General features: G+C 71.8%; 17 protein-coding genes. 11 read left to right on the forward strand and 6 right to left on the reverse strand.

The window, feature by feature from the left end; all coding sequences use genetic code 11:
* The first annotated feature begins 43 nt into the window (after positions 1 to 43).
* From C4T78_RS13230 to C4T78_RS13245, 4 genes are all read left to right on the forward strand, one after another.
* Positions 44 to 1051 (forward strand): DUF6461 domain-containing protein, encoded by a 1008-nt coding sequence (locus tag C4T78_RS13230; protein WP_093357553.1) that lies wholly within the window; start codon positions 44 to 46, stop codon positions 1049 to 1051.
* A 51-nt stretch (positions 1052 to 1102) separates the two neighbouring features.
* Positions 1103 to 1780, forward strand: coding sequence for a hypothetical protein (locus C4T78_RS13235; protein WP_093357552.1), 678 nt, complete (start codon positions 1103 to 1105; stop codon positions 1778 to 1780).
* A 105-nt stretch (positions 1781 to 1885) separates the two neighbouring features.
* Positions 1886 to 4063, forward strand: coding sequence for an NAD-dependent DNA ligase LigA (gene ligA / locus C4T78_RS13240; RefSeq protein WP_374703873.1), 2178 nt, complete (start codon positions 1886 to 1888; stop codon positions 4061 to 4063).
* 37 nt (positions 4064 to 4100) lie between these two features.
* Complete coding sequence (locus tag C4T78_RS13245) at positions 4101 to 4586, forward strand: GNAT family N-acetyltransferase (RefSeq protein ID WP_093357551.1); 486 nt, start codon at positions 4101 to 4103, stop codon at positions 4584 to 4586.
* Between the two features lie 233 nt (positions 4587 to 4819).
* On the opposite strand, the gene C4T78_RS13250 is transcribed toward C4T78_RS13245, so the two are convergent.
* The gene (locus tag C4T78_RS13250; RefSeq protein ID WP_093357672.1) at positions 4820 to 5473 is read right to left on the reverse strand and encodes an ACT domain-containing protein; all 654 of its coding nucleotides are present in this window, start codon (positions 5471 to 5473) and stop codon (positions 4820 to 4822) included.
* A gap of 303 nt (positions 5474 to 5776) precedes the next feature.
* On the opposite strand from C4T78_RS13250, the gene gatC reads away from it, so the two are divergent.
* From gatC to gatB, 4 genes are read left to right on the forward strand one after another with little or no spacing between them, the layout of a single operon-like run.
* Positions 5777 to 6076, forward strand: coding sequence for an Asp-tRNA(Asn)/Glu-tRNA(Gln) amidotransferase subunit GatC (gene gatC / locus C4T78_RS13255; protein WP_093146731.1), 300 nt, complete (start codon positions 5777 to 5779; stop codon positions 6074 to 6076).
* The gene (gene gatA, locus C4T78_RS13260) at positions 6076 to 7584 is read left to right on the forward strand and encodes an Asp-tRNA(Asn)/Glu-tRNA(Gln) amidotransferase subunit GatA (RefSeq protein WP_093357550.1); all 1509 of its coding nucleotides are present in this window, start codon (positions 6076 to 6078) and stop codon (positions 7582 to 7584) included. Before gatC ends, gatA begins: the two co-directional genes overlap by 1 nt.
* Positions 7581 to 7778: a hypothetical protein gene (locus tag C4T78_RS13265; protein WP_093146729.1), complete on the forward strand. Its 198-nt coding sequence runs from the start codon at positions 7581 to 7583 to the stop codon at positions 7776 to 7778. Before gatA ends, C4T78_RS13265 begins: the two co-directional genes overlap by 4 nt.
* The gene (gene gatB / locus C4T78_RS13270) at positions 7775 to 9280 is read left to right on the forward strand and encodes an Asp-tRNA(Asn)/Glu-tRNA(Gln) amidotransferase subunit GatB (RefSeq protein WP_093357548.1); all 1506 of its coding nucleotides are present in this window, start codon (positions 7775 to 7777) and stop codon (positions 9278 to 9280) included. Before C4T78_RS13265 ends, gatB begins: the two co-directional genes overlap by 4 nt.
* Before the next feature lie 58 nt (positions 9281 to 9338).
* Here gatB and C4T78_RS13275 read toward each other — a convergent pair whose 3' ends face one another.
* The gene (locus C4T78_RS13275; RefSeq protein WP_093357547.1) at positions 9339 to 10754 is read right to left on the reverse strand and encodes an FAD-dependent monooxygenase; all 1416 of its coding nucleotides are present in this window, start codon (positions 10752 to 10754) and stop codon (positions 9339 to 9341) included.
* A gap of 85 nt (positions 10755 to 10839) precedes the next feature.
* Here C4T78_RS13275 and C4T78_RS13280 point away from each other — a divergent pair, with 85 nt between their 5' ends.
* Positions 10840 to 11430, forward strand: a complete 591-nt coding sequence (locus C4T78_RS13280; RefSeq protein WP_093357546.1) for a TetR/AcrR family transcriptional regulator — start codon at positions 10840 to 10842, stop codon at positions 11428 to 11430.
* On the opposite strand, the gene C4T78_RS13285 is transcribed toward C4T78_RS13280, so the two are convergent.
* On the reverse strand, positions 11431 to 12588 hold the full coding sequence (locus C4T78_RS13285; RefSeq protein ID WP_235863817.1) for a PQQ-dependent sugar dehydrogenase: 1158 nt from the start codon (positions 12586 to 12588) through the stop codon (positions 11431 to 11433).
* 324 nt (positions 12589 to 12912) lie between these two features.
* Here C4T78_RS13285 and C4T78_RS13290 point away from each other — a divergent pair, with 324 nt between their 5' ends.
* A complete protein-coding gene (locus C4T78_RS13290; RefSeq protein ID WP_235863816.1) occupies positions 12913 to 14460 on the forward strand; it encodes a BCCT family transporter in 1548 nt (515 codons plus the stop codon).
* Position 14461: 1 nt separating this feature from the next.
* Here C4T78_RS13290 and C4T78_RS13295 read toward each other — a convergent pair whose 3' ends face one another.
* Complete coding sequence (locus C4T78_RS13295) at positions 14462 to 15388, reverse strand: alpha/beta fold hydrolase (RefSeq protein ID WP_093357543.1); 927 nt, start codon at positions 15386 to 15388, stop codon at positions 14462 to 14464.
* A gap of 110 nt (positions 15389 to 15498) precedes the next feature.
* Between C4T78_RS13295 and C4T78_RS13300 the strand changes: the two genes are divergently transcribed.
* Complete coding sequence (locus C4T78_RS13300) at positions 15499 to 16248, forward strand: DoxX family protein (RefSeq protein ID WP_093357541.1); 750 nt, start codon at positions 15499 to 15501, stop codon at positions 16246 to 16248.
* 154 nt (positions 16249 to 16402) lie between these two features.
* On the opposite strand, the gene C4T78_RS13305 is transcribed toward C4T78_RS13300, so the two are convergent.
* Both C4T78_RS13305 and C4T78_RS36395 read right to left on the reverse strand, forming a co-directional pair.
* Positions 16403 to 16666 (reverse strand): hypothetical protein, encoded by a 264-nt coding sequence (locus C4T78_RS13305; RefSeq protein WP_093357540.1) that lies wholly within the window; start codon positions 16664 to 16666, stop codon positions 16403 to 16405.
* Positions 16663 to 17574, reverse strand: coding sequence for a hypothetical protein (locus tag C4T78_RS36395; RefSeq protein ID WP_218161726.1), 912 nt, complete (start codon positions 17572 to 17574; stop codon positions 16663 to 16665). Before C4T78_RS36395 ends, C4T78_RS13305 begins: the two co-directional genes overlap by 4 nt.
* Positions 17575 to 17581 lie beyond the last annotated feature (7 nt).

Consider the following 17581-nt stretch of genomic DNA (forward strand, 5'->3'; position numbering starts at 1 on the left):
GATTTGGCGGTGAGGGCCTTCGTACGCTGGTAGGAAGGTGGTCGTGGGCAGCTACTGCGTCAGCGAGATCGAGCGGGCCGGGTGGGTTCGGCGCAGCATCATCCAGGAAGCGGCGTGCCTTACTTTCGTGCGCGGTGGCAATCTCGGCCAAGTGGCCGAGGCGTTCGGGGCGATCGTCGCGTGCGATCGTGAGCTCGACGTCGACGAGTTCTGCGAGGAGGCCTTCGCCAACCAGGAGAAGCACCCGATGATCGCGCTCAAGCAGCTCGGCGACTGGGTGCTGGTCTTGGAGGACAGCGGCCAGCAGGGGCGGCGGCCCGAGGTGCTGCGGCGGGTCGCGGAGACCGAGGCCGTCTCGGTGTTCTGGGACGGCAGCGGGCTGACCCGCTTCTCGCACGCCGTTCGCGGGCAGCTGAGCACCGCGTTCGAGGCGGTGCTGCCGGAGATCCGGGAGGGCGCCGATCCCGACGCGCTGGAACAGCTGCGCGTTGATCTGCCGTGGTCGCAGGCCGATCCGGTGGCGCTGATGCTCGTGCTGGCCGGGCGGATCACCGGGTTGCCGCCGAGCCCGGGCTGGCTGGCCGGACGGCTGCGCACCTTCCCCGTCGCGCCGTGGCCGGACGACCTGGTCGCGGTGTCCGATCCGCTGGAGCACGTCGCCGGTTACCCCGCGGAGCTGATCTCCGCGCTTCGCTCGGCCGGTGAGCAGCCGCTGCGGCAGGCCGCGGCAGCCGTCGCACGGCAGGTCATCGTCACCGCCGACTGCGTCGACCACCCCGTGCTGCGCCGCACCACGTGCTCCCTGAGCACCGGGGCCCCGGTCGACCACGGTGAGCTCGCCGCCGCCGTGCGGGAGCTGTCCTGGCAGAGCGTGCGCAGCCGGCCGTGCAGCAAGATCCGCGCGCACCTGCGGGCCGCCGAGGCGGTGCGGTTGGCCACTCACGATGACCCGCTGACCGCGCTGACCGGGGTCCTGGGCGCGGCGCGGCAGGTGCGGGGCCTGGAGATCGGCGAGCTGGCGGGCATCGTCGCCGCCGAGCTGGCGGGGTGAGTCCGGCCGTTCGGCCCCGGACCGGACGGCGCGACCGGCACAATGGGGAGCATGTTCAGCTTCCTCCGCCGCCGCGCCGCTGAAGAGACCGCAGCCGAACCGGTCGACGTGCCCGCCGAGGCGGCTGCTCGCGCCGCGGAGTTCTGGCAGCGGTGGGACGACCTGCTGCCCGAGCTGGCCTCCGCGCTCGGCGACAGCGAGCCGCAGCGCGTCGAGAACCTGGTGGCCGACATGGTCGCCTCGGTGCACCCGAACCTGACCTTCGCCATCGAGCACGGCGAGAAGGCCGTGTACGCGCTGGTGCTCAGCGGCCAGGCCGATCCCGAGCTGCGGCCCTACACCGACGCCTGGATCGCCGCGGCACCGCCGCAGGACACGCTGTGGGAGTACCACGACTCGGTGCCGCCGGTGCCGGACCCGACCGGGGTCACGGTGAACCTCCGCGGCGAGAAGTACCCGCTCGGCGAGGTGCGGGTGGCCGCGCAGGTCGACGAGGCCGAAGGCGTGGTCGACGTGGCCGTCTACCACCCCGGCTTCCAGGCCCTGGAGGACAAGGCCCGGCAGGCGCTGACCTTCCTGCCGCTGGACGCGACCCTCGGCGAGCGCCTGGCGGCCGACCGGCTGGGCCGCGTGGAGACCGCGGAGCAGGAACCGGAGGGCGCGATCGGCCTGCTGGAGCTCCGCGAGCTGGTCCGCGACCTGGACCGCACCACCACCCCGGAGTCCTGAACCACCTCCCTCACCCGGGACCGCGTCGATCTTCGCGCGAAATCGGGCGCGGCGGTCGGCGAGGCGCTGCGTGCCGTTGTCGGGGTCGCTCGCTAGTCTCGGGGCGTGACCAGCAAGGACGTGGACGACCGCAACCCGGACAACGGCGCTGAGGCGAACGTGCCGACCGACCCAGCCGCCGACCGGGCGGCCGAGGGCGTCGAGGACGTTCCCGCCGACGTGCGCGAGCGCTACGCGGAACTCGCCGAGGAGGTCCGCGGCCACCAGTTCCGGTACTACGTGCTCGACTCGCCGACGATCTCCGACGGCGAGTTCGACGAGCTGTTCGGGCAGCTCCAGCGGCTGGAGTCCGAGCACCCCGCCCTGCAGGCACCGGACTCGCCGACGCAGGTCGTCGGCGGCACCTTCTCCACCGAGTTCACCCCGGTCGCGCACCTCGAGCGGATGCTGAGCCTGGACAACGCGTTCAGCGCCGAGGAGCTGCAGACCTGGGTCGAGCGGGTGGAGCGCGAGATCGGCGGCGACGCGCACTACCTGTGCGAGCTGAAGATCGACGGTCTGGCGATCAACCTGCTCTACCGGGACGGTCGGCTGGAGCGGGCGCTGACCCGCGGCGACGGCCGCACCGGCGAGGACGTCACGCTCAACGTGCGCACCATGGCCGACGTGCCCGAGCAGCTCACCGGCAGCGACGAGTACCCGGTGCCCGCGCTGGTCGAGGTGCGCGGCGAGGTGTTCTTCCGCGTCGACGAGTTCGCCGAGCTCAACGCCGGGCTGGTGGAGGCGGGCAAGCCGCCGTTCGCCAACCCGCGCAACGCCGCCGCCGGCTCGCTGCGGCAGAAGGACCCGCGGGTGAGCCGCTCCCGGCCGCTGCGGATGATCTGCCACGGCCTGGGCAAGCGGGACGGCTTCGAGCCGCAGCGGCAGTCCGAGTCCTACGCGGCGCTCAAGGCGTGGGGGCTGCCGGTGTCCCGCCACACCGTGGTTCTGTCCACTGTGGACGAGCTGACCAAGCACATCGACTACTGGGGCAAGCACCGGGACTCCGCCGAGCACGAGATCGACGGCATCGTGATCAAGGTCGACGAGGTGCCGCTGCAGCGCCGCCTCGGCACCACCTCCCGCGCGCCGCGCTGGGCCATCGCCTACAAGTACCCGCCGGAGCAGGCCACCACGAGGCTGCTGGACATCCAGGTCAACGTCGGCCGCACCGGGCGCGTGACGCCGTTCGCGGTGATGGAGCCGGTGAAGGTCGCCGGTTCCACGGTGTCGATGGCGACCCTGCACAACGCCGACGAGGTGCGCCGCAAGGGCGTGCTGATCGGCGACCGCGTCGTCATCCGCAAGGCCGGCGACGTGATCCCCGAGGTGCTCGGCCCGGTGGTCGACGTGCGCACCGGCGACGAGCGCGAGTTCGTCATGCCCGCGACCTGCCCGGAGTGCGGCTGGCCGCTGGCGCAGCAGAAGGAGGGCGACGTCGACCTGCGCTGCCCGAACGCCCAGGGCTGCCCCGGGCAGCAGCGCGAGCGGCTGTTCTACCTGGCCAGCCGCAAGGTGCTCGACATCGACGCGCTCGGCTTCGAGGCCGCGGGCGCGCTGCTGTCGGCCGGGGTGATCGACGACGAGGGCGACATCTTCGACCTCGACGAGGCGAAGCTGCTCAAGACCCCGCTGTTCACCACCAAGGAGGGCAACCTCTCGGCCAACGGCGCCAAGCTGCTGGCCAACCTGGACGTGGCCAAGGAGAAGCCGCTGTGGCGGGTGCTCGTGGCGTTGTCCATCCGGCACGTCGGCCCGACGGCGGCGCAGGCGCTGGCCCGCGAGTTCGGTTCGCTGGACCGGATCGAGGCCGCCTCCGAGGAGGAGCTGGCGGCCGCCGACGGGGTCGGTCCGACCATCGCCACCGCGGTGCGCGAGTGGTTCGCGGTGGACTGGCACCAGGAGATCGTGCGCAAGTGGCGGGCCGCCGGGGTGCGGATGGCCGACGAGCGCGACGAGTCGATCCCGCGCACCCTCGAAGGCATGTCCATCGTGGTCACCGGCACCCTGCAGACCTTCTCCCGGGACGAGGCCAAGGAGCTGATCATGGCGCGCGGCGGTCGCGCGGCGGGATCGGTGTCGAAGAAGACGGCGTTCGTGGTGGTCGGCGACTCGCCGGGGTCGAAGTACGACAAGGCGATGCAGCTCAAGGTGCCGGTGCTGGACGAGAACGGCTTCCGGGTGCTGCTCGACGACGGCCCGGAAGCCGCGCAGGCGGTCGCGCTGCCCGCGGAGGAGGAATGACCGGCCGCTGTCGGTGCGCTTGGGCAGGATTTTCGGCATGACGACGATCCGAGTGGCCCGGCCGGAGGAGTACGAGGCGATCGGCGAGATCTCCGTGCGGGCCTACACCGAGGCGGGCAGCCTGCCCACCGACGTCGACTACGCACCGGTGCTTCGCGACGCGGCCGACCGCGCGGAGAAGGCGGAGCTGCTGGTGGCAGTGACCGGTGACAAGCCGGTCGGCACGGTCACCGTGGTCCGCCCCGGCACCGCCTACGCGGAGGTGTCGCGGCCCGGCGAGCTGGAGTTCCGCATGCTGGCGGTGGCGCCGGAGGCGATGGGCAACGGTGTCGGCCGGGCGCTGGTGCAGGCGGTGATCGACCGGGCCCGCCAGGACGCGCTGGAGCGAGTGGTGCTCTGCGTGAAGGACACCTCGACGACCGCGCAGAAGCTCTACCGGGGCCTCGGCTTCCAGCGCTGCCCGGAGCGGGACTGGAAACCGGTCCCGGACGTCAGCCTGCTGGCCTTCTTGCTGGACCTCTGAGCCTGCCGGGAACCCGCGATCTACCCCGGCGTCCGGCGGGGAACGCAATTTCAATGGAAATCAGACGTCCGATTTCCATTGAAATTGCACAACTCACCGGCACGCTATCGGCGTGTCGATGAGCGACACGCCGATGAGACGCAACTTCCATTGAAATCGTGGAGCTGATTTCCATTGAAATTGCGGTGGTTGTCCGCGGGCGTCGGCGTGTCGTGGTCGGACACGCCGACGGGTCAGCTGTCGAGGACGACGGAGACGATTCCTGCGAGGTGGGCCAGGCGGGCGAGTTCCGCGGCCCGGAACATCGGGCCGCCGGGACGGCCCGCCAGCAGGACGCGGTCCGGCTTGCCGATGGGCGTCGCCGCCAGTTCGGTGCCCAGCTCCTGCCAGGTCTGGGGGACCCAGGTGTCGTCGCCGTCGAGGATCGCCGCGCGCGGCAGCGGCAGCCACGGCAGCTCCAGGTAGCCCTCCTGCGGGGCCGAGGTGCTCGCCGCCAGCTGCTCCGCGCCGCCCGAGCGGTGCCCGAAGACGATCGCCCAGCCGGAACGGATGATCTTGGGGACGCCCTCGGCGAAGATCTGCAGGCCGCGACCGGGTTCGGCGGCGATCTCCTCGACCAGTTCGAGCTCGCGGTGGGTGTCCAGCACGCCCGCGTAGGGGCGGACCGCGTCGACGGTGACGCCTTCGACGGATTCGGCCGCGGTGATCAGCACGTCCGGCAGGCGCCCGGAGGGCAGCTCCACCACCAGGTCGTCGATCGCCACGCCACCGACCCGCTCGACGACGTCGACGCTGAGGATGTCCGCACCGATCTCGCCGAGCGCGCTCGCCACCGAGCCGAGATTGCCCGGCCGGTCCGGAATCTGCACCCGGATGAGGAAGGACACCGGACTCAACGCCTCCAGTTTCATGCGCGACACCTCGCCGGTCGCGCTGCTCCGATGCGCACGAGGCCGCACTCCAGCGGCTCCTCGTGCGAGGAACTGGCCCTGAAATTGTGGCAGACGCGGGTGACCAGCGGTGCCACCGCCGTCCACGCAGTGGAACGATCGGCGGTTCGCGAAGGTTCCCAGGGGCGCGGTCCGGCGAGCGGTTGCGCGCACGCACGCAACCCCAGGAACGTTCCAGGCGGCCTGGTCAATAGACTGAGCGGTACCCGTGAAACCGGACATGACCAGGGAGCCTTCGCAGTGTCCAAGATCTCCCGCGACGAGGTCGCGCACCTCGCCGGCCTGGCGCGGCTGGCCGTCACCGAGGCCGAGCTCGACACCTTCGCCGGCCAGCTGGACCAGATCCTCGATGCGGTGGCCAAGGTGGGAGAGGTCGCTGCGGACGACATCCCGCCGACGTCCCACGCCGTGCCGGTGACCAACGTCTTCCGCGAGGACGAGGTGCGGCCGGGTTTGACGCGCGAGCAGGCGCTCGCTGCTGCGCCCGCCGCTGAAGAGGACCGGTTCCGCGTGCCGCGGATTCTCACCGAGGAGGCCTGATGACGACCGCATCTGGCGGCAGCCTGACCGGGCTGGCCGCGTCCGAGCTCGCCGCGAAGCTGGAGGCGGGTGAGGTCTCGTCGGTCGAGGTGACGCAGGCGCACTTGGACCGGATCGCGGCCGTCGACTCGGCCGTGCACGCGTTCCTGCACGTCGACACCGAGGGCGCGCTGGCCGCGGCCCGCCGCGTCGACGAGGACCGCGCCGCGGGCCGGGCGGCCTCGCCGCTGGCCGGCGTGCCGCTGGCGCTCAAGGACGTGTTCACCACCACCGACATGCCCACCACCTGCGGCTCCAAGATGCTCGAGGGCTGGGTTCCGCCGTACGACGCGACCGTGACCAAGCGGCTGCGCGAGGCGGGCGTGGTCATCCTCGGCAAGACGAACATGGACGAGTTCGCGATGGGCTCGTCGACCGAGAACTCCGCCTACGGCCCGACCCGCAACCCGTGGGACCTCAACCGCATCCCGGGTGGTTCCGGCGGCGGTTCCTCGGCGTCGCTGGCCGCGTTCGAAGCGCCGCTGGCCATCGGCACCGACACCGGCGGCTCCATCCGCCAGCCGGGCGCGGTGACCGGCACGGTCGGCGTGAAGCCCACCTACGGCGGCGTGTCCCGCTACGGCCTGGTCGCGTTCTCCTCGTCGCTGGACCAGCCGGGGCCGTGCGCCCGCACGGTGCTCGACGCCGCGCTGCTGCACGAGGTGATCGGCGGGCACGACCCGCTGGACTCCACCTCGATCGCGCAGCCGGTGCCCGCGGTCGTCGCCGCTGCCCGCGAAGGCGCCTCGGGTGACCTCAAGGGCGTGCGCGTCGGCGTGGTGCGCGAGTTCTCCGGTGAGGGCTACCAGGCAGGCGTGCAGCGCGCGTTCGACGCCGCGGTGCAGCAGCTGTCCGCGCTGGGCGCGGAGGTCGTCGAGGTCTCCTGCCCGCACTTCACCTACGCGCTGCCGGCCTACTACCTGATCGCGCCGAGCGAGTGCTCCTCGAACCTGGCCCGCTTCGACGCCATGCGCTACGGCCTGCGCGTCGGCGACGACGGCGAGCACAGCGCCGAGGAGGTCATGTCGCTGACCCGCGAGGCCGGCTTCGGCCCGGAGGTCAAGCGGCGCATCATGCTCGGCACCTACGCGCTGTCCTCGGGCTACTACGACGCCTACTACGGGCAGGCGCAGAAGGTGCGGACGCTGATCACCCGCGACTTCGACGCCGCGTTCGAGCAGGTCGACGTGCTGGTCTCGCCGACCACCCCGACCACGGCGTTCGAGATCGGCGAGCGGGTCGACGACCCGATGGCGATGTACCTCGCCGACCTGTGCACCATCCCGTCGAACCTGGCGGGCAACGCCGCCATGAGCGTCCCCTGCGGACTGTCCGATGAGGACGGACTGCCGGTCGGGCTGCAGATCATGGCCCCGGCGATGGCCGACGACCGGCTCTACCGGGTCGGGGCGGCGTACGAGACCGCGCGCGGTGCGCTCCGCGTGCCCGAGCTGGAGGTGGCGGTATGAACCCGAAGTTGAAGGCGGCGTTCCAGCTGGCCTCGGTGCTGTCCGCGGCGTTCGGCCTGCGGGCGAGCATCCGCGCGGCGCGGGAGAAGAAGGACAAGCTGGAGCTGGCGGACGCGATCATCACCGCGGCCGGGCTGATCACCGGCACCGCGCTGGCCGTGCGCGCGCTGCGCGAGGAGGAGGACGAGAAGTGACCTCCGTCGCCGAGATCATGGACTACGACGAGGTCCTGGCCCGGTTCGACCCGGTGCTCGGCCTCGAGGTGCACGTCGAGCTGTCCACGAACACGAAGATGTTCTGCGGCTGCGCCAACGCCTTCGGCGCGGAGCCGAACTCCCAGGTGTGCCCGGTGTGCCTGGGCCTGCCGGGTGCGCTGCCGGTGGTCAACGGCAAGGCCGTGGAGGCCGCGATCCGGATCGGCCTGGCGCTGAACTGCCAGGTCGCGGAGTGGTGCCGGTTCGCCCGGAAGAACTACTTCTACCCGGACATGCCGAAGAACTTCCAGACCTCGCAGTACGACGAGCCGATCGTGCACGACGGCTACCTCGACGTGGTGCTGGACGACGGCGAGACGTTCCGCGTCGAGATCGAGCGCGCGCACATGGAGGAGGACACCGGCAAGTCGCTGCACGTGGGCGGCAGCACCGGTCGCATCCACGGCGCCGTCCACTCGCTGCTGGACTACAACCGCGCCGGCGTGCCGCTGATCGAGATCGTCACCAAGCCGATCACCGGTGCCGGTGAGCGCGCCCCCGAGGTCGCCCGCGCCTACGTCACCGCGCTGCGGGACCTGCTGCGCGCGCTGGACGTCTCCGACGTGCGGATGGACCAGGGCTCGCTGCGCTGCGACGCGAACGTGTCGCTGATGCCGAAGGGCACCACCGAGTTCGGCACCCGCACCGAGACGAAGAACGTCAACTCGCTGCGCAGCGTCGAGCGCGCGGTGCGCTTCGAGATGCAGCGGCACGGCGCGGTGCTGGCCTCCGGCGGCTCGATCCTGCAGGAGACCCGGCACTTCGACGAGTCCACCGGCTCCACCTCGGCGGGCCGCCGCAAGGAGACCTCCGAGGACTACCGGTACTTCCCGGAGCCGGACCTGGTGCCGATCGCGCCGTCCCGCGAGTGGGTCGAGGAGCTGGCCAAGACGCTGCCGGAGCTGCCGTGGGAGCGCCGCAAGCGCGCCAAGGAGCAGTGGGGCCTGTCCGACGAGGAGCTGCGCGACCTGGTCAACGCCGGTGCGCTGGAGCTGATCGCCGAGACGGTGGAGGCCGGAGCGCAGCCGGGCGAGGCCCGTTCCTGGTGGGTCTCCTACCTCGCGCAGCAGGCCAACACCCGTGGTGTGGAGCTGGCCGACCTGGACATCACGCCGAAGCAGGTGGCCCGGGTGATCGCCCTGGTCGCGGAGGGCAAGCTGACCAACAAGCTGGCCCGCCAGGTGGTCGACGGCGTGCTGGCGGGCGAGGGCGAGCCGGACGAGGTCGTGGCGGCCCGCGGCCTGGAGGTCGTCTCCGACGACTCGGCCCTGCAGAAGGCGATCGACGAGGCCCTGTCGTCCCAGCCGGACGTGGCGGACAAGATCCGCGGCGGCAAGGTGCAGGCGGCGGGAGCGATCGTCGGTGCGGTCATGAAGGCGACCAAGGGCCAGGCGGACGCCAAGCGGGTCCGCGAGCTGGTGCTGGCGGCCTGCGGCCAGTAGTTCTCCCGGCGGAGGGCACCTCGTGGCGAGCGATCGCCGCGAGGTGCCCTCCGTGCTCTCAGCGGGTGATGCGGGCGATGTGGCCGTCCGGGCGGATCAGGACGTGCGTGCCGGGGGAGACGTCGTAGATGTCTCGGGCCGTCGCGTCGGGGTCCACGAGGGACGTGCCGGTGGGGGAGATGCGGTGGGCCTGGACGTTCGACGAGGTCGCCGGTGGTTCTGCGTCGAAGGCGAGATGGGTCCAGTGGGTGCCTCGGAAGAGGTCGAAGAGGCGGATCTGCTTTCCGCTCGCATCGCGCAGCGGTGAGTCGGGAGCCCGGTCGCCTGCGCGGACCCGGCCCGGGGTGGTGCGTTCGTCCCGGGAGAGCGGGCTGTTCCGGTAGGAGATGGTCAGCTGGTGCGTCTCCGGGCCGCGGCGGTGCGCCTCGGCGTGGCCTTCGACGTGGCGCTGGAGGAGCTCCGCGCTGAGGCCGAGGACGGATGCGGCGACCGGTAGCCGTTCCAGCTCGTAGCTGTCGAGGAGGTCGGCGCTGCCGTCGGCGAGCTTCCAGCCCAGGTTGTAGGCGTCCTGGATGCCCGTGTTCAGGCCTTGGCCGCCGGTCGGCGGGTGGACGTGCGCGGCGTCGCCCGCGAGGAAGACGCGGCCCTGGCGGAACCGACGCGCCATGCGGATGTTCGGCCGCCACACCGTGGACCAGGTCAGGTCGTGCATCCGGAGGTCGGTGCGGCCGGAGAACTCGTCGAGCTGCGCTTGCAGGGTGGCCAGCGTCGCGGTCTCGACGCCATCCGGGAGCGGGGCGGCGCACTGGAACGAGTCCGTGCCGGGCAGCGGGGTCAGCGCGATGCCCCGGGCCGGGTCTTCGGCGGAGCCGAACCAGTGGCCGCAGCTGTGGTCCAGGCCGGTCACCTGCACGTCGCCGAGCAGCATGCGGATGCTCTCGTCCGTCTCGCCGACGAAGTCCACGCCCAGCGCCTTGCGCACCGCGCTTCGGCCGCCGTCCGCGCCGACGAGGAACGCCGCTCGCGCCGTTCCCGTGCTGAGCCTGGCCGTCACGCCGCCGGGAACCTGTTGGAGATCAAGGAGTTCCACGCCCCGCTCGACGTGCCCGCCGAGTTCGGCCAGCCGGTTGCGCAGGATCTCCTCGGTGCGCCACTGGGGCAGCACCCACGGGTGCGGGTGCGGGACGTCGGGGGTGGGCTCGGTGAGCTCGACCATCCGGCGCTCGCCGACGTACCTGCCGCCGACGTGGGCGCGGATCGGGAAGGGCGGCGCTCCGCTGCCGAGCACTTCGTCGAGCACGCCGAGGTCGTCGAACACCTCCAGCGTCCGGGGTTGCAGGCCGTCGCCGCGCGATCCGGCGAACGCCGAGGTCGCGGCGTCGATGATCCGGAAATCGATGCCGCGCCGGGCCAGCTCGACGCCCAGCGTCAAACCGGTCGGGCCCGCGCCGGCGATCAGCACTCGGGTGTCCATGCGCGCTCCTCGGTGAATCGTGATTCAGTGAATCCAGATTCAGAATGGAGCTTGCTAGCGTTCCTGTCAAGGAACGGGAGGTGCGATGGCGGACAGCCGCAAGGCCAGGGCCGCGGAGACCGAAGCCGCGCTGAAGGCGGCCGCGCAGCGGGTCTTCGACCGGGTCGGCTACCTCAACGCCAAGATCACCGACATCACCGCCGAGGCAGGGCGGGCCGCCGGGTCGTTCTACAACCACTTCGGCAGCAAGGAAGCCCTGCTGGAATCGCTGCTCGCGGACATGATCGAGGCCAGCGACCGGGCGGTCGCGGCCGACACCGCGCACGACCCGGACTTCGGCAAGCGCGAGGCGATCCGCTGGCACGTGGCGCAGTACTGGCGGTTCTTCCAGGACAACCGCACCTTGATCCTCGCGCTCGGGCAGGCGGCGCAGGTCGACCGGCAGTTCGCCGACCGCCTGGCGAAGTTGCTGGAACCGGACCTGCAGCACCTCGCGGGCCACCTCGCGGGCGTCTCGGACCGCCCGGCGGCCACCGCGCTGGCGATCTCGGCGCTGTGGCAGCAGTTCGCCCACGCCAAGCTCGTCCAGCGGCACCCCGCGACCGGTGACCTCACCGACGACGAGGCGATCGACCTGCTGACCGACCTGACCGACCGCGGGGTGAACGGGGGCTGATCAGTCCTTGCCCGCGGTGCCGCCGGTCGGGGGCTCGAGGCGGATCACCCGGTCGTCGCTGGAGATCGGGGCGCCGCCGTCCTTGTTCGCGGTGCCCAGCCAGATCAGGCCGTCGGAGGCGAGGGCCGCCGCCGAGAAGCGGCCGTAGGTCTTCTCCATCACCTTCGCCGGCTGGCCGGTGACCGTGCCGTCCGGCGCCGGGCTCAGGGTGTAGAGCGCGGCGGCATCGCGCAGCGCCACCACCACGTTCGCCGGGTCGGCGGCGCAGCCGGTGACGCCCGGGCGGTCCGCCCACGTCCACGACGGCGCGCCCAGCGGTTCGCCGAGCTTCAGCCGGAACAGCGCGTCCTTGTCGGCCAGGCGGTCGGTCACCCAGTACATGCCCAGGGCGGGCGTGCCGCAGAGCCCGGTCGGGTCGGTCAGACCGGAGACCACGACCGGTGACTTCGGGTCCGGGTTGCCCGGCGCGGGCTTGCCGAAGCCGTCGATGCGCAGCAGCTTCCCGGCCAGCGACTGCGGGTTGGCGGCGTTGCCGGCGTTGCCCGCGTTGCCGGTGGCGACCAGCAGCGCGCCCTGGCCGTCGTCGAGCAGGGCGCCGGAGTTCCCGCGCGAGCCCTTGGGGATGCCGGTCAGCACCGGCTTCGGCCGGTCGCCCGCGGCCACCCGCACGACCTGGTTGTCGCTGCCGGTCGTGACGTAGGCGTAGAACAGCTCGTCCTCGTGGTACGTCGGGGACAGCGCCAGCCCGGTGAGGCCTCCGCCGCTGCTCGCGTCGACCGGAATCCTCGCCAGCTCAACGGGTTCCGCATCGCGCGCCACCCGCAGCACGCGTCCGGTGGCGCGCTCGCCGACCAGCGCCGCGCTGCCGTCGGGCAGCACCGCGATGGCGCCGACCGGGTCCAGGCAGGTCGCCACCACGGCCGGATCGGGGTCCTCGCAGCCCACCGGCTGGGCGGGCTCGTCCGGCCGGGTGCCGGTCTGCGGCGGCGGTGCTTCGCTCTCGAAGGACGGTTGCGGGCCGGCCTGCGGCTCCAGCGACGGCGGGTCGCCCCACGGTCTGGTGTGCTCGTCCGGGAACTGCGCGCAGCCCGCCAGCAGCGTGCCGAGCACCACGGTCGTGCTCAGCAGGACTCGGCGCATGCGATTCGGGACTGCCACGACGACCGAGCCTAACGGCCCGCCGGTGAACCCCCGGTGAGCCCGTCCGGTCGGGAGTGCGCAGCAGTGTTCGAACGCGGTGTGCTCACGACCGATCGCCGTGTTCCTCGTCATGCTCGACCGGGGTGGTTTTGACCAGTTCCGCACCGGCGGGCTAGCGTCTCGGAGTTCGTTGGCGCCGACTGGAAGGTTCCACCTCCGCAGAGACGATCGGCTTCGGCCGATCCGCACAGGCGCTGATCTCCTCGCGTTCCGCCCGCTGCCGCGAGCCCGGAGTCGCACGCGCCTGCCCAGGCGCCCTGCTCCCGACAAGATTGGTATCCCGTGACTTCGACGAGCGCGGAAATCTCCGAGACCGACAAGCGACGCCCGCGGGCCGATCTGGTGGTGTCCGCGCTCAGCGGCGGCCTGCTCACCGCCTTCGTCGTCACCGCGCTGGTCGCACCGGAGGCGACCGGCAACGTGGTGTCCACCGCGTTCACCGCCTGCGCCGCCTGGTTCGGCCCGTACTGGCAGGTGCTGCTGCTGGCCACCTTCGTGATCGCGGTCGTGCTCGGCGCTTCGCGGTACGGGCGGGTCCGGCTCGGCGGTGACGTCGAACCGGAGTTCGGCACCTTCAAGTGGCTGGCCATGATCATGTGCACGCTGCTCGCCGCCGGCGGCGTGTTCTGGGCCTCCGCCGAGCCGGTCTACCACTACGTCGACCTGCCGCCCGCCTACGCCGACGTGGCGCCCGGTTCGGCCGAAGCGGTCGCGGTGGCGCTCGCGCAGAGCTTCTCGCACTGGGGATTCCTGGCCTGGGCGGTGCTCGGCACGCTCGGCGCGATCGTGATGATGCGCGCCGCCGAGCAGGGCCTGCCGCTGCGGCCGCGCACCCTGCTGCACCCGGTCTTCGGCGAGCGCATCCAGCGCCACTGGCTGGGCACCGTCGTCGACGTCATCTGCATCATCGCCGTGGTCGCGGGCACCGTCGGCCCGATCGGTTTCCTGGGCATGCAGGTCTCCTACGGCATGTCGACGATGTTCGGCACGCCGGACACCTACCCGATGCAGGTCGCGATCATCCTGGGCCTGACCGCCGTCGCGGTCGTCTCCGTCATCACCGGCGTGGACAAGGGCATCCAGCTGCTCAGCCGGTTCAACGTGTGGCTGGCGGTAGCGACGATGGCGGCGATCCTGGTGCTCGGATCGGCGGCGTTCGTGGTGGACGGCTTCCTGAGCGGTTTCGCGCGGTACGTGCAGGACTTCGTGCCGATGTCGCTGTACCGCGGGAACGACGAGTGGCTGGGCAGCTGGACGGTGTTCTTCTTCGGCTGGTTCATCGGCTACGCGCCGCTGATGGCCATCTTCGTCGCGCGGATCTCCCGCGGTCGCACGGCGCGCAACCTGATCGGCTTCACCGCCGGGGTGGCGCCGGTGGCCACCGCGCTGTGGTTCACGGTGCTGGGCGGCACCGGGGTCATGCTGGAGCAGCGCACGCCCGGTTCGGTGTCGGGGCCGCTCGACGAGTCCGGGCTGCCCGCGGCGCTCGTCTCGGTCGCCCAGCAGCTGCCGTGGGGCGGTCTGCTCGGCGTGGTGCTGCTGGTGCTCACCACGACGTTCGTGGCGACCACCACCGACTCCATGTCGCTGGCCATCGCCACCGCCGGGACGAGCAGCGGGGAGCCGAACAAGTTCTCCCGCGCCTTCTGGGGCCTGCTGATGGGTGTCGCGGCGATCGCGCTGATCGCCGTCGGCGACAGCGGGGTCAGCGCGCTGCAGTCGTTCATCGTGGTCACCGCGGTGCCCGCCGGTTTCGTGCTGCTGCCGACCCTGTGGGCGGCGCCGAAGGTGCTGCGGGAGATGGCGGCCGAGCAGGGCATCACCCGCTGACTCAGCCGCGTTCCGGGAACGGCAGGCGGACGCGCGGCATCTCCGGCGGCGGGGGATCGATGCCCAGCCGCGCGCATTCGACCGTCTCCACCCGGTGCAGCAGCAGCGAGAGCTCCTCGCGCACCGCGTCGGGCGCCTCGAACGGCAGGAAGTGCGATGTCGGCAGCCTTCGCACGCGCGCTTGCGGGAGTTCGGCGACCGCGTGCGCGAGGCTGCCGACATCGGCCAGCAAGTCGTGCTCGCCGGCGAGGACCGTGATCGGGCAGGACAGTCCGGACACCCGGGCGCGGGCCGAGGCGCTCCACGCGAGGCTCAGCTCGGCGTGCCACCGCCAATCGTGCTGCAGCAGCAGGCGAATCGCCTCGGCGAGCCCGGAACCGTCGGCGTCTTCCCGCAGCAGCCCCGAGTTCTGCAGCAGGCGGCCGGGGACGTTGGCGTACGGCAGGTTCGCGGTGATGCTTTCGAGGAAGTCGCCCAGCAGTCGCAGCGATGCCGAGCCGCCCAGCGCGAGCAGTCGGCGAAGCGCGTCCGGGACGCCGACGGCGCGCAGCAGTGCGTCCGTGCCGAGCGTCGGCGGGCCGGCCAGCAGCAGCATTCCGCGCACCCGGTCCGGGAAGCGCCGGGCGAGTTCGACCGCCACGACCGTGCCGCCGGACCAGCCCACCACGACGCCGGTTCCGGCTCCGGCCGCGTCGAGCGCGGCGATCGCGTCCTCCGCGTGATCACGCGGGGTGGTGGCCCCGGTGCGCCGCGGTGACCAGGTGATCGTTCGCGTGGCGGAATCCACCGGGAGCAGTTCGGAGGCCGCCACGAGCTCCGGGCATCGCAGGAGCATCGGCCGCGCGGCCGCACCGGCTTCCGCCCATTCCCGGAAGCGCAAGCCGCTACCAGCGGAAACATCGAAATCACGGAACACCCGCCGCGTCATCGGACCATTCTGCCGCACTCGGCGGGCGGGGTATCGAAGCAGTTACGTGTCGAGACGGTTTTGCCGAAGGGGTCGCACGGTGGGGTGACCATGCCCTAGCCTCGTCCGGCGTGAGGACTCACGACGATCGCCCCGGCGGTGCGGGCGGCTACCCCGACGATCGCAGCTACGGTGCGCACGCCCAACAGCCAGGGGCGGGCGCGCAAGGTGCCCGGAGCACGCAGAGCCTCGGCTCGTCGAAGTACGACTACTACGACGACGATGACGGCTACAGCGACGCCGAAGCCACCTCGCTGGTGGATCCCGGCGGGCGCGAGGAGGAGGCGTACTACGACGACCTCGGGCGCACCCGCAAGCCGTTCGGCTGGAGCGGGAGCACCGACCTCGGTCTGCTGATCCTGCGCCTGTCGCTCGGCGGCTTGTTCCTGGTGCACGGCGCGCAGAAGCTCTTCGGCGTGCTCGGCGGCCCCGGGCCGGAGGGTTTCGCCCAGGCGCTGGCCAAGATGGGTTTCCAGCAGAGCGCCATGCTCTCGCTGGTCACCGGCGCCACCGAGCTCGGCGCGGGCGCGCTGCTGGTGCTCGGCCTGTTCACCCCGCTGGCCGCCGCAGGCGTCGTCGGCGTGATGGCCAACGCGATCTTCCTCAAGCTCGGTGCCGGTTTCTTCAACGCCACCGGTGGTTTCGAGTTCGAGGCGACGCTGCTGGTGCTGGGCCTGGGCCTGATGTTCACCGGCCCCGGCCGGGTGGCGCTGGACTACGGGCGGGTGTGGTTCCGCCGCCCGCTGACGTTCGGCTTCATCAGCCTGATCATCGCCGCCGGTGCGGCGGTGGCGGTGCTGCTCCTGTTCCACCGCCCCTGACCGCAGAACCCGACGAGCGGGGGCGCGCACGCCACGTGCGCGCCCCCGCTCCGTCGTTGGTGCGGTGCCCGGCCGGGCAGGCGAGCAGGACCGGTGAACTCCCCGCTGTCCGAACGGTCCTGGTCGCACCAATGCCGTTGAGGCCGCTGCGCCATCACCTTCGCCTCCGGCGTCGCGAGGGCGGTGCTCCAGCGCCGACGATCTTCGACCGGATCCGGTAGTCGACCCGGATGCAGTGGTAGGTGACGTCGTCCTCGACGCTGTCGGGCAGGTTGAGGCGTTCACTTCCCGACGCGGAGTCGCGCTCGGGATGCCCGAAGAACTCCACTCCGGACTCCGGTGCTTCGGAGAAGCGCAGTTCTTCGGCCGTCACCCGCGCGACGAAGTCGATGTCCGGCCGGTCGGGGCGTTCGGTCACCGGGACCGCTCCCGGCGCGTCGCTCGCGGTCGTCGCGGTCGCTCGTCACGAGCCGGTTTCCTGGTGCCTTCCTCCCGCTCGGTGGCCCCGTCCTCCGGTTGCGCGGTGCCGCCGGTCGCCTCGCGCGCGGTACCGCTGACATCGCGCACGGCTTCGCCCGCGCTTTCGCCCGCGTATTCGACAGTGCTGCCCGCGCCTTCGCCGACATCGCGCACGGCTTCGCCCGCGCTTTCACCCACGTATTCGACGGCGCTGCCCGCGCCTTCGCCGACATCGCGCACGGCCTCGCCCGCTCCTTCCCCGACCTCGCGGACCGCACCACCCGCCCCTGCCCCCACCTCGCGAACCGCGCTACCAGCCCCTTCGCCGACCTCGCGCACGGCCGATCCCAGTCCCTGCGTCAGGTTCTCCAAGATCTGCGGGTTCCGGTCGATGGTCTGGAGGACGCGTTCCAGGATGCCGGCGACGTTGTCCAGCCGGACCTTCAGCAGGGCTTGGGCCTCCACGCCCTTGATCTCCAGCGCGACCCGGCCGAGGTGGACATCCGCTCCCACGTTGAGCTTGACCAGGTCGAGCACCTCCGCCTGCAGCGAGACCTTCGCCCGCAGGTCCTCGACTTCCAGGGAAATCTCGTCCACCCTCAAGTCCGGCACGTCCAACAGCACGTCGGGCTCCGCGTTGCCGCGCCCGGCCGCTGCCGACTCGTCATCCGGTCCCGGCTCTTCGTCGAACTGATCGAACTCCGCCTCGTCGGCCATGGCGCCACCCCTCTTCGCGTTGGCCTCGGCCACACCGGCGACGTCGCCGCATCGCGGTGGCCGCGGACCAGGAAAACACAGGTCAGGGGCCGCCGCTGAGTGCTGGAGGCGGACACCGCCGAGACCGGGTTCGACCCGCGAGGTCGTCACCGGCCAG

It is taken from the genome of Saccharopolyspora kobensis, from assembly GCF_900108315.1.
Classification (GTDB): domain Bacteria; phylum Actinomycetota; class Actinomycetes; order Mycobacteriales; family Pseudonocardiaceae; genus Saccharopolyspora; species Saccharopolyspora kobensis.

Bases quoted from the DNA above. Each gene is read 5' to 3' on its own strand.
- C4T78_RS13235 (WP_093357552.1), top strand. From the start codon at position 1,103: ATGTTCAGCTTCCTCCGCCGCCGCGCCGCTGAAGAGACCGCAGCCGAA.
- C4T78_RS13245 (WP_093357551.1), top strand. From the start codon at position 4,101: ATGACGACGATCCGAGTGGCCCGGCCGGAGGAGTACGAGGCGATCGGC.
- gatA (WP_093357550.1), top strand. From the start codon at position 6,076: ATGACGACCGCATCTGGCGGCAGCCTGACCGGGCTGGCCGCGTCCGAG.
- C4T78_RS13265 (WP_093146729.1), top strand. From the start codon at position 7,581: ATGAACCCGAAGTTGAAGGCGGCGTTCCAGCTGGCCTCGGTGCTGTCC.
- C4T78_RS13275 (WP_093357547.1), bottom strand. From the start codon at position 10,754: ATGGACACCCGAGTGCTGATCGCCGGCGCGGGCCCGACCGGTTTGACG.
- C4T78_RS13280 (WP_093357546.1), top strand. From the start codon at position 10,840: ATGGCGGACAGCCGCAAGGCCAGGGCCGCGGAGACCGAAGCCGCGCTG.
- C4T78_RS13295 (WP_093357543.1), bottom strand. From the start codon at position 15,388: ATGACGCGGCGGGTGTTCCGTGATTTCGATGTTTCCGCTGGTAGCGGC.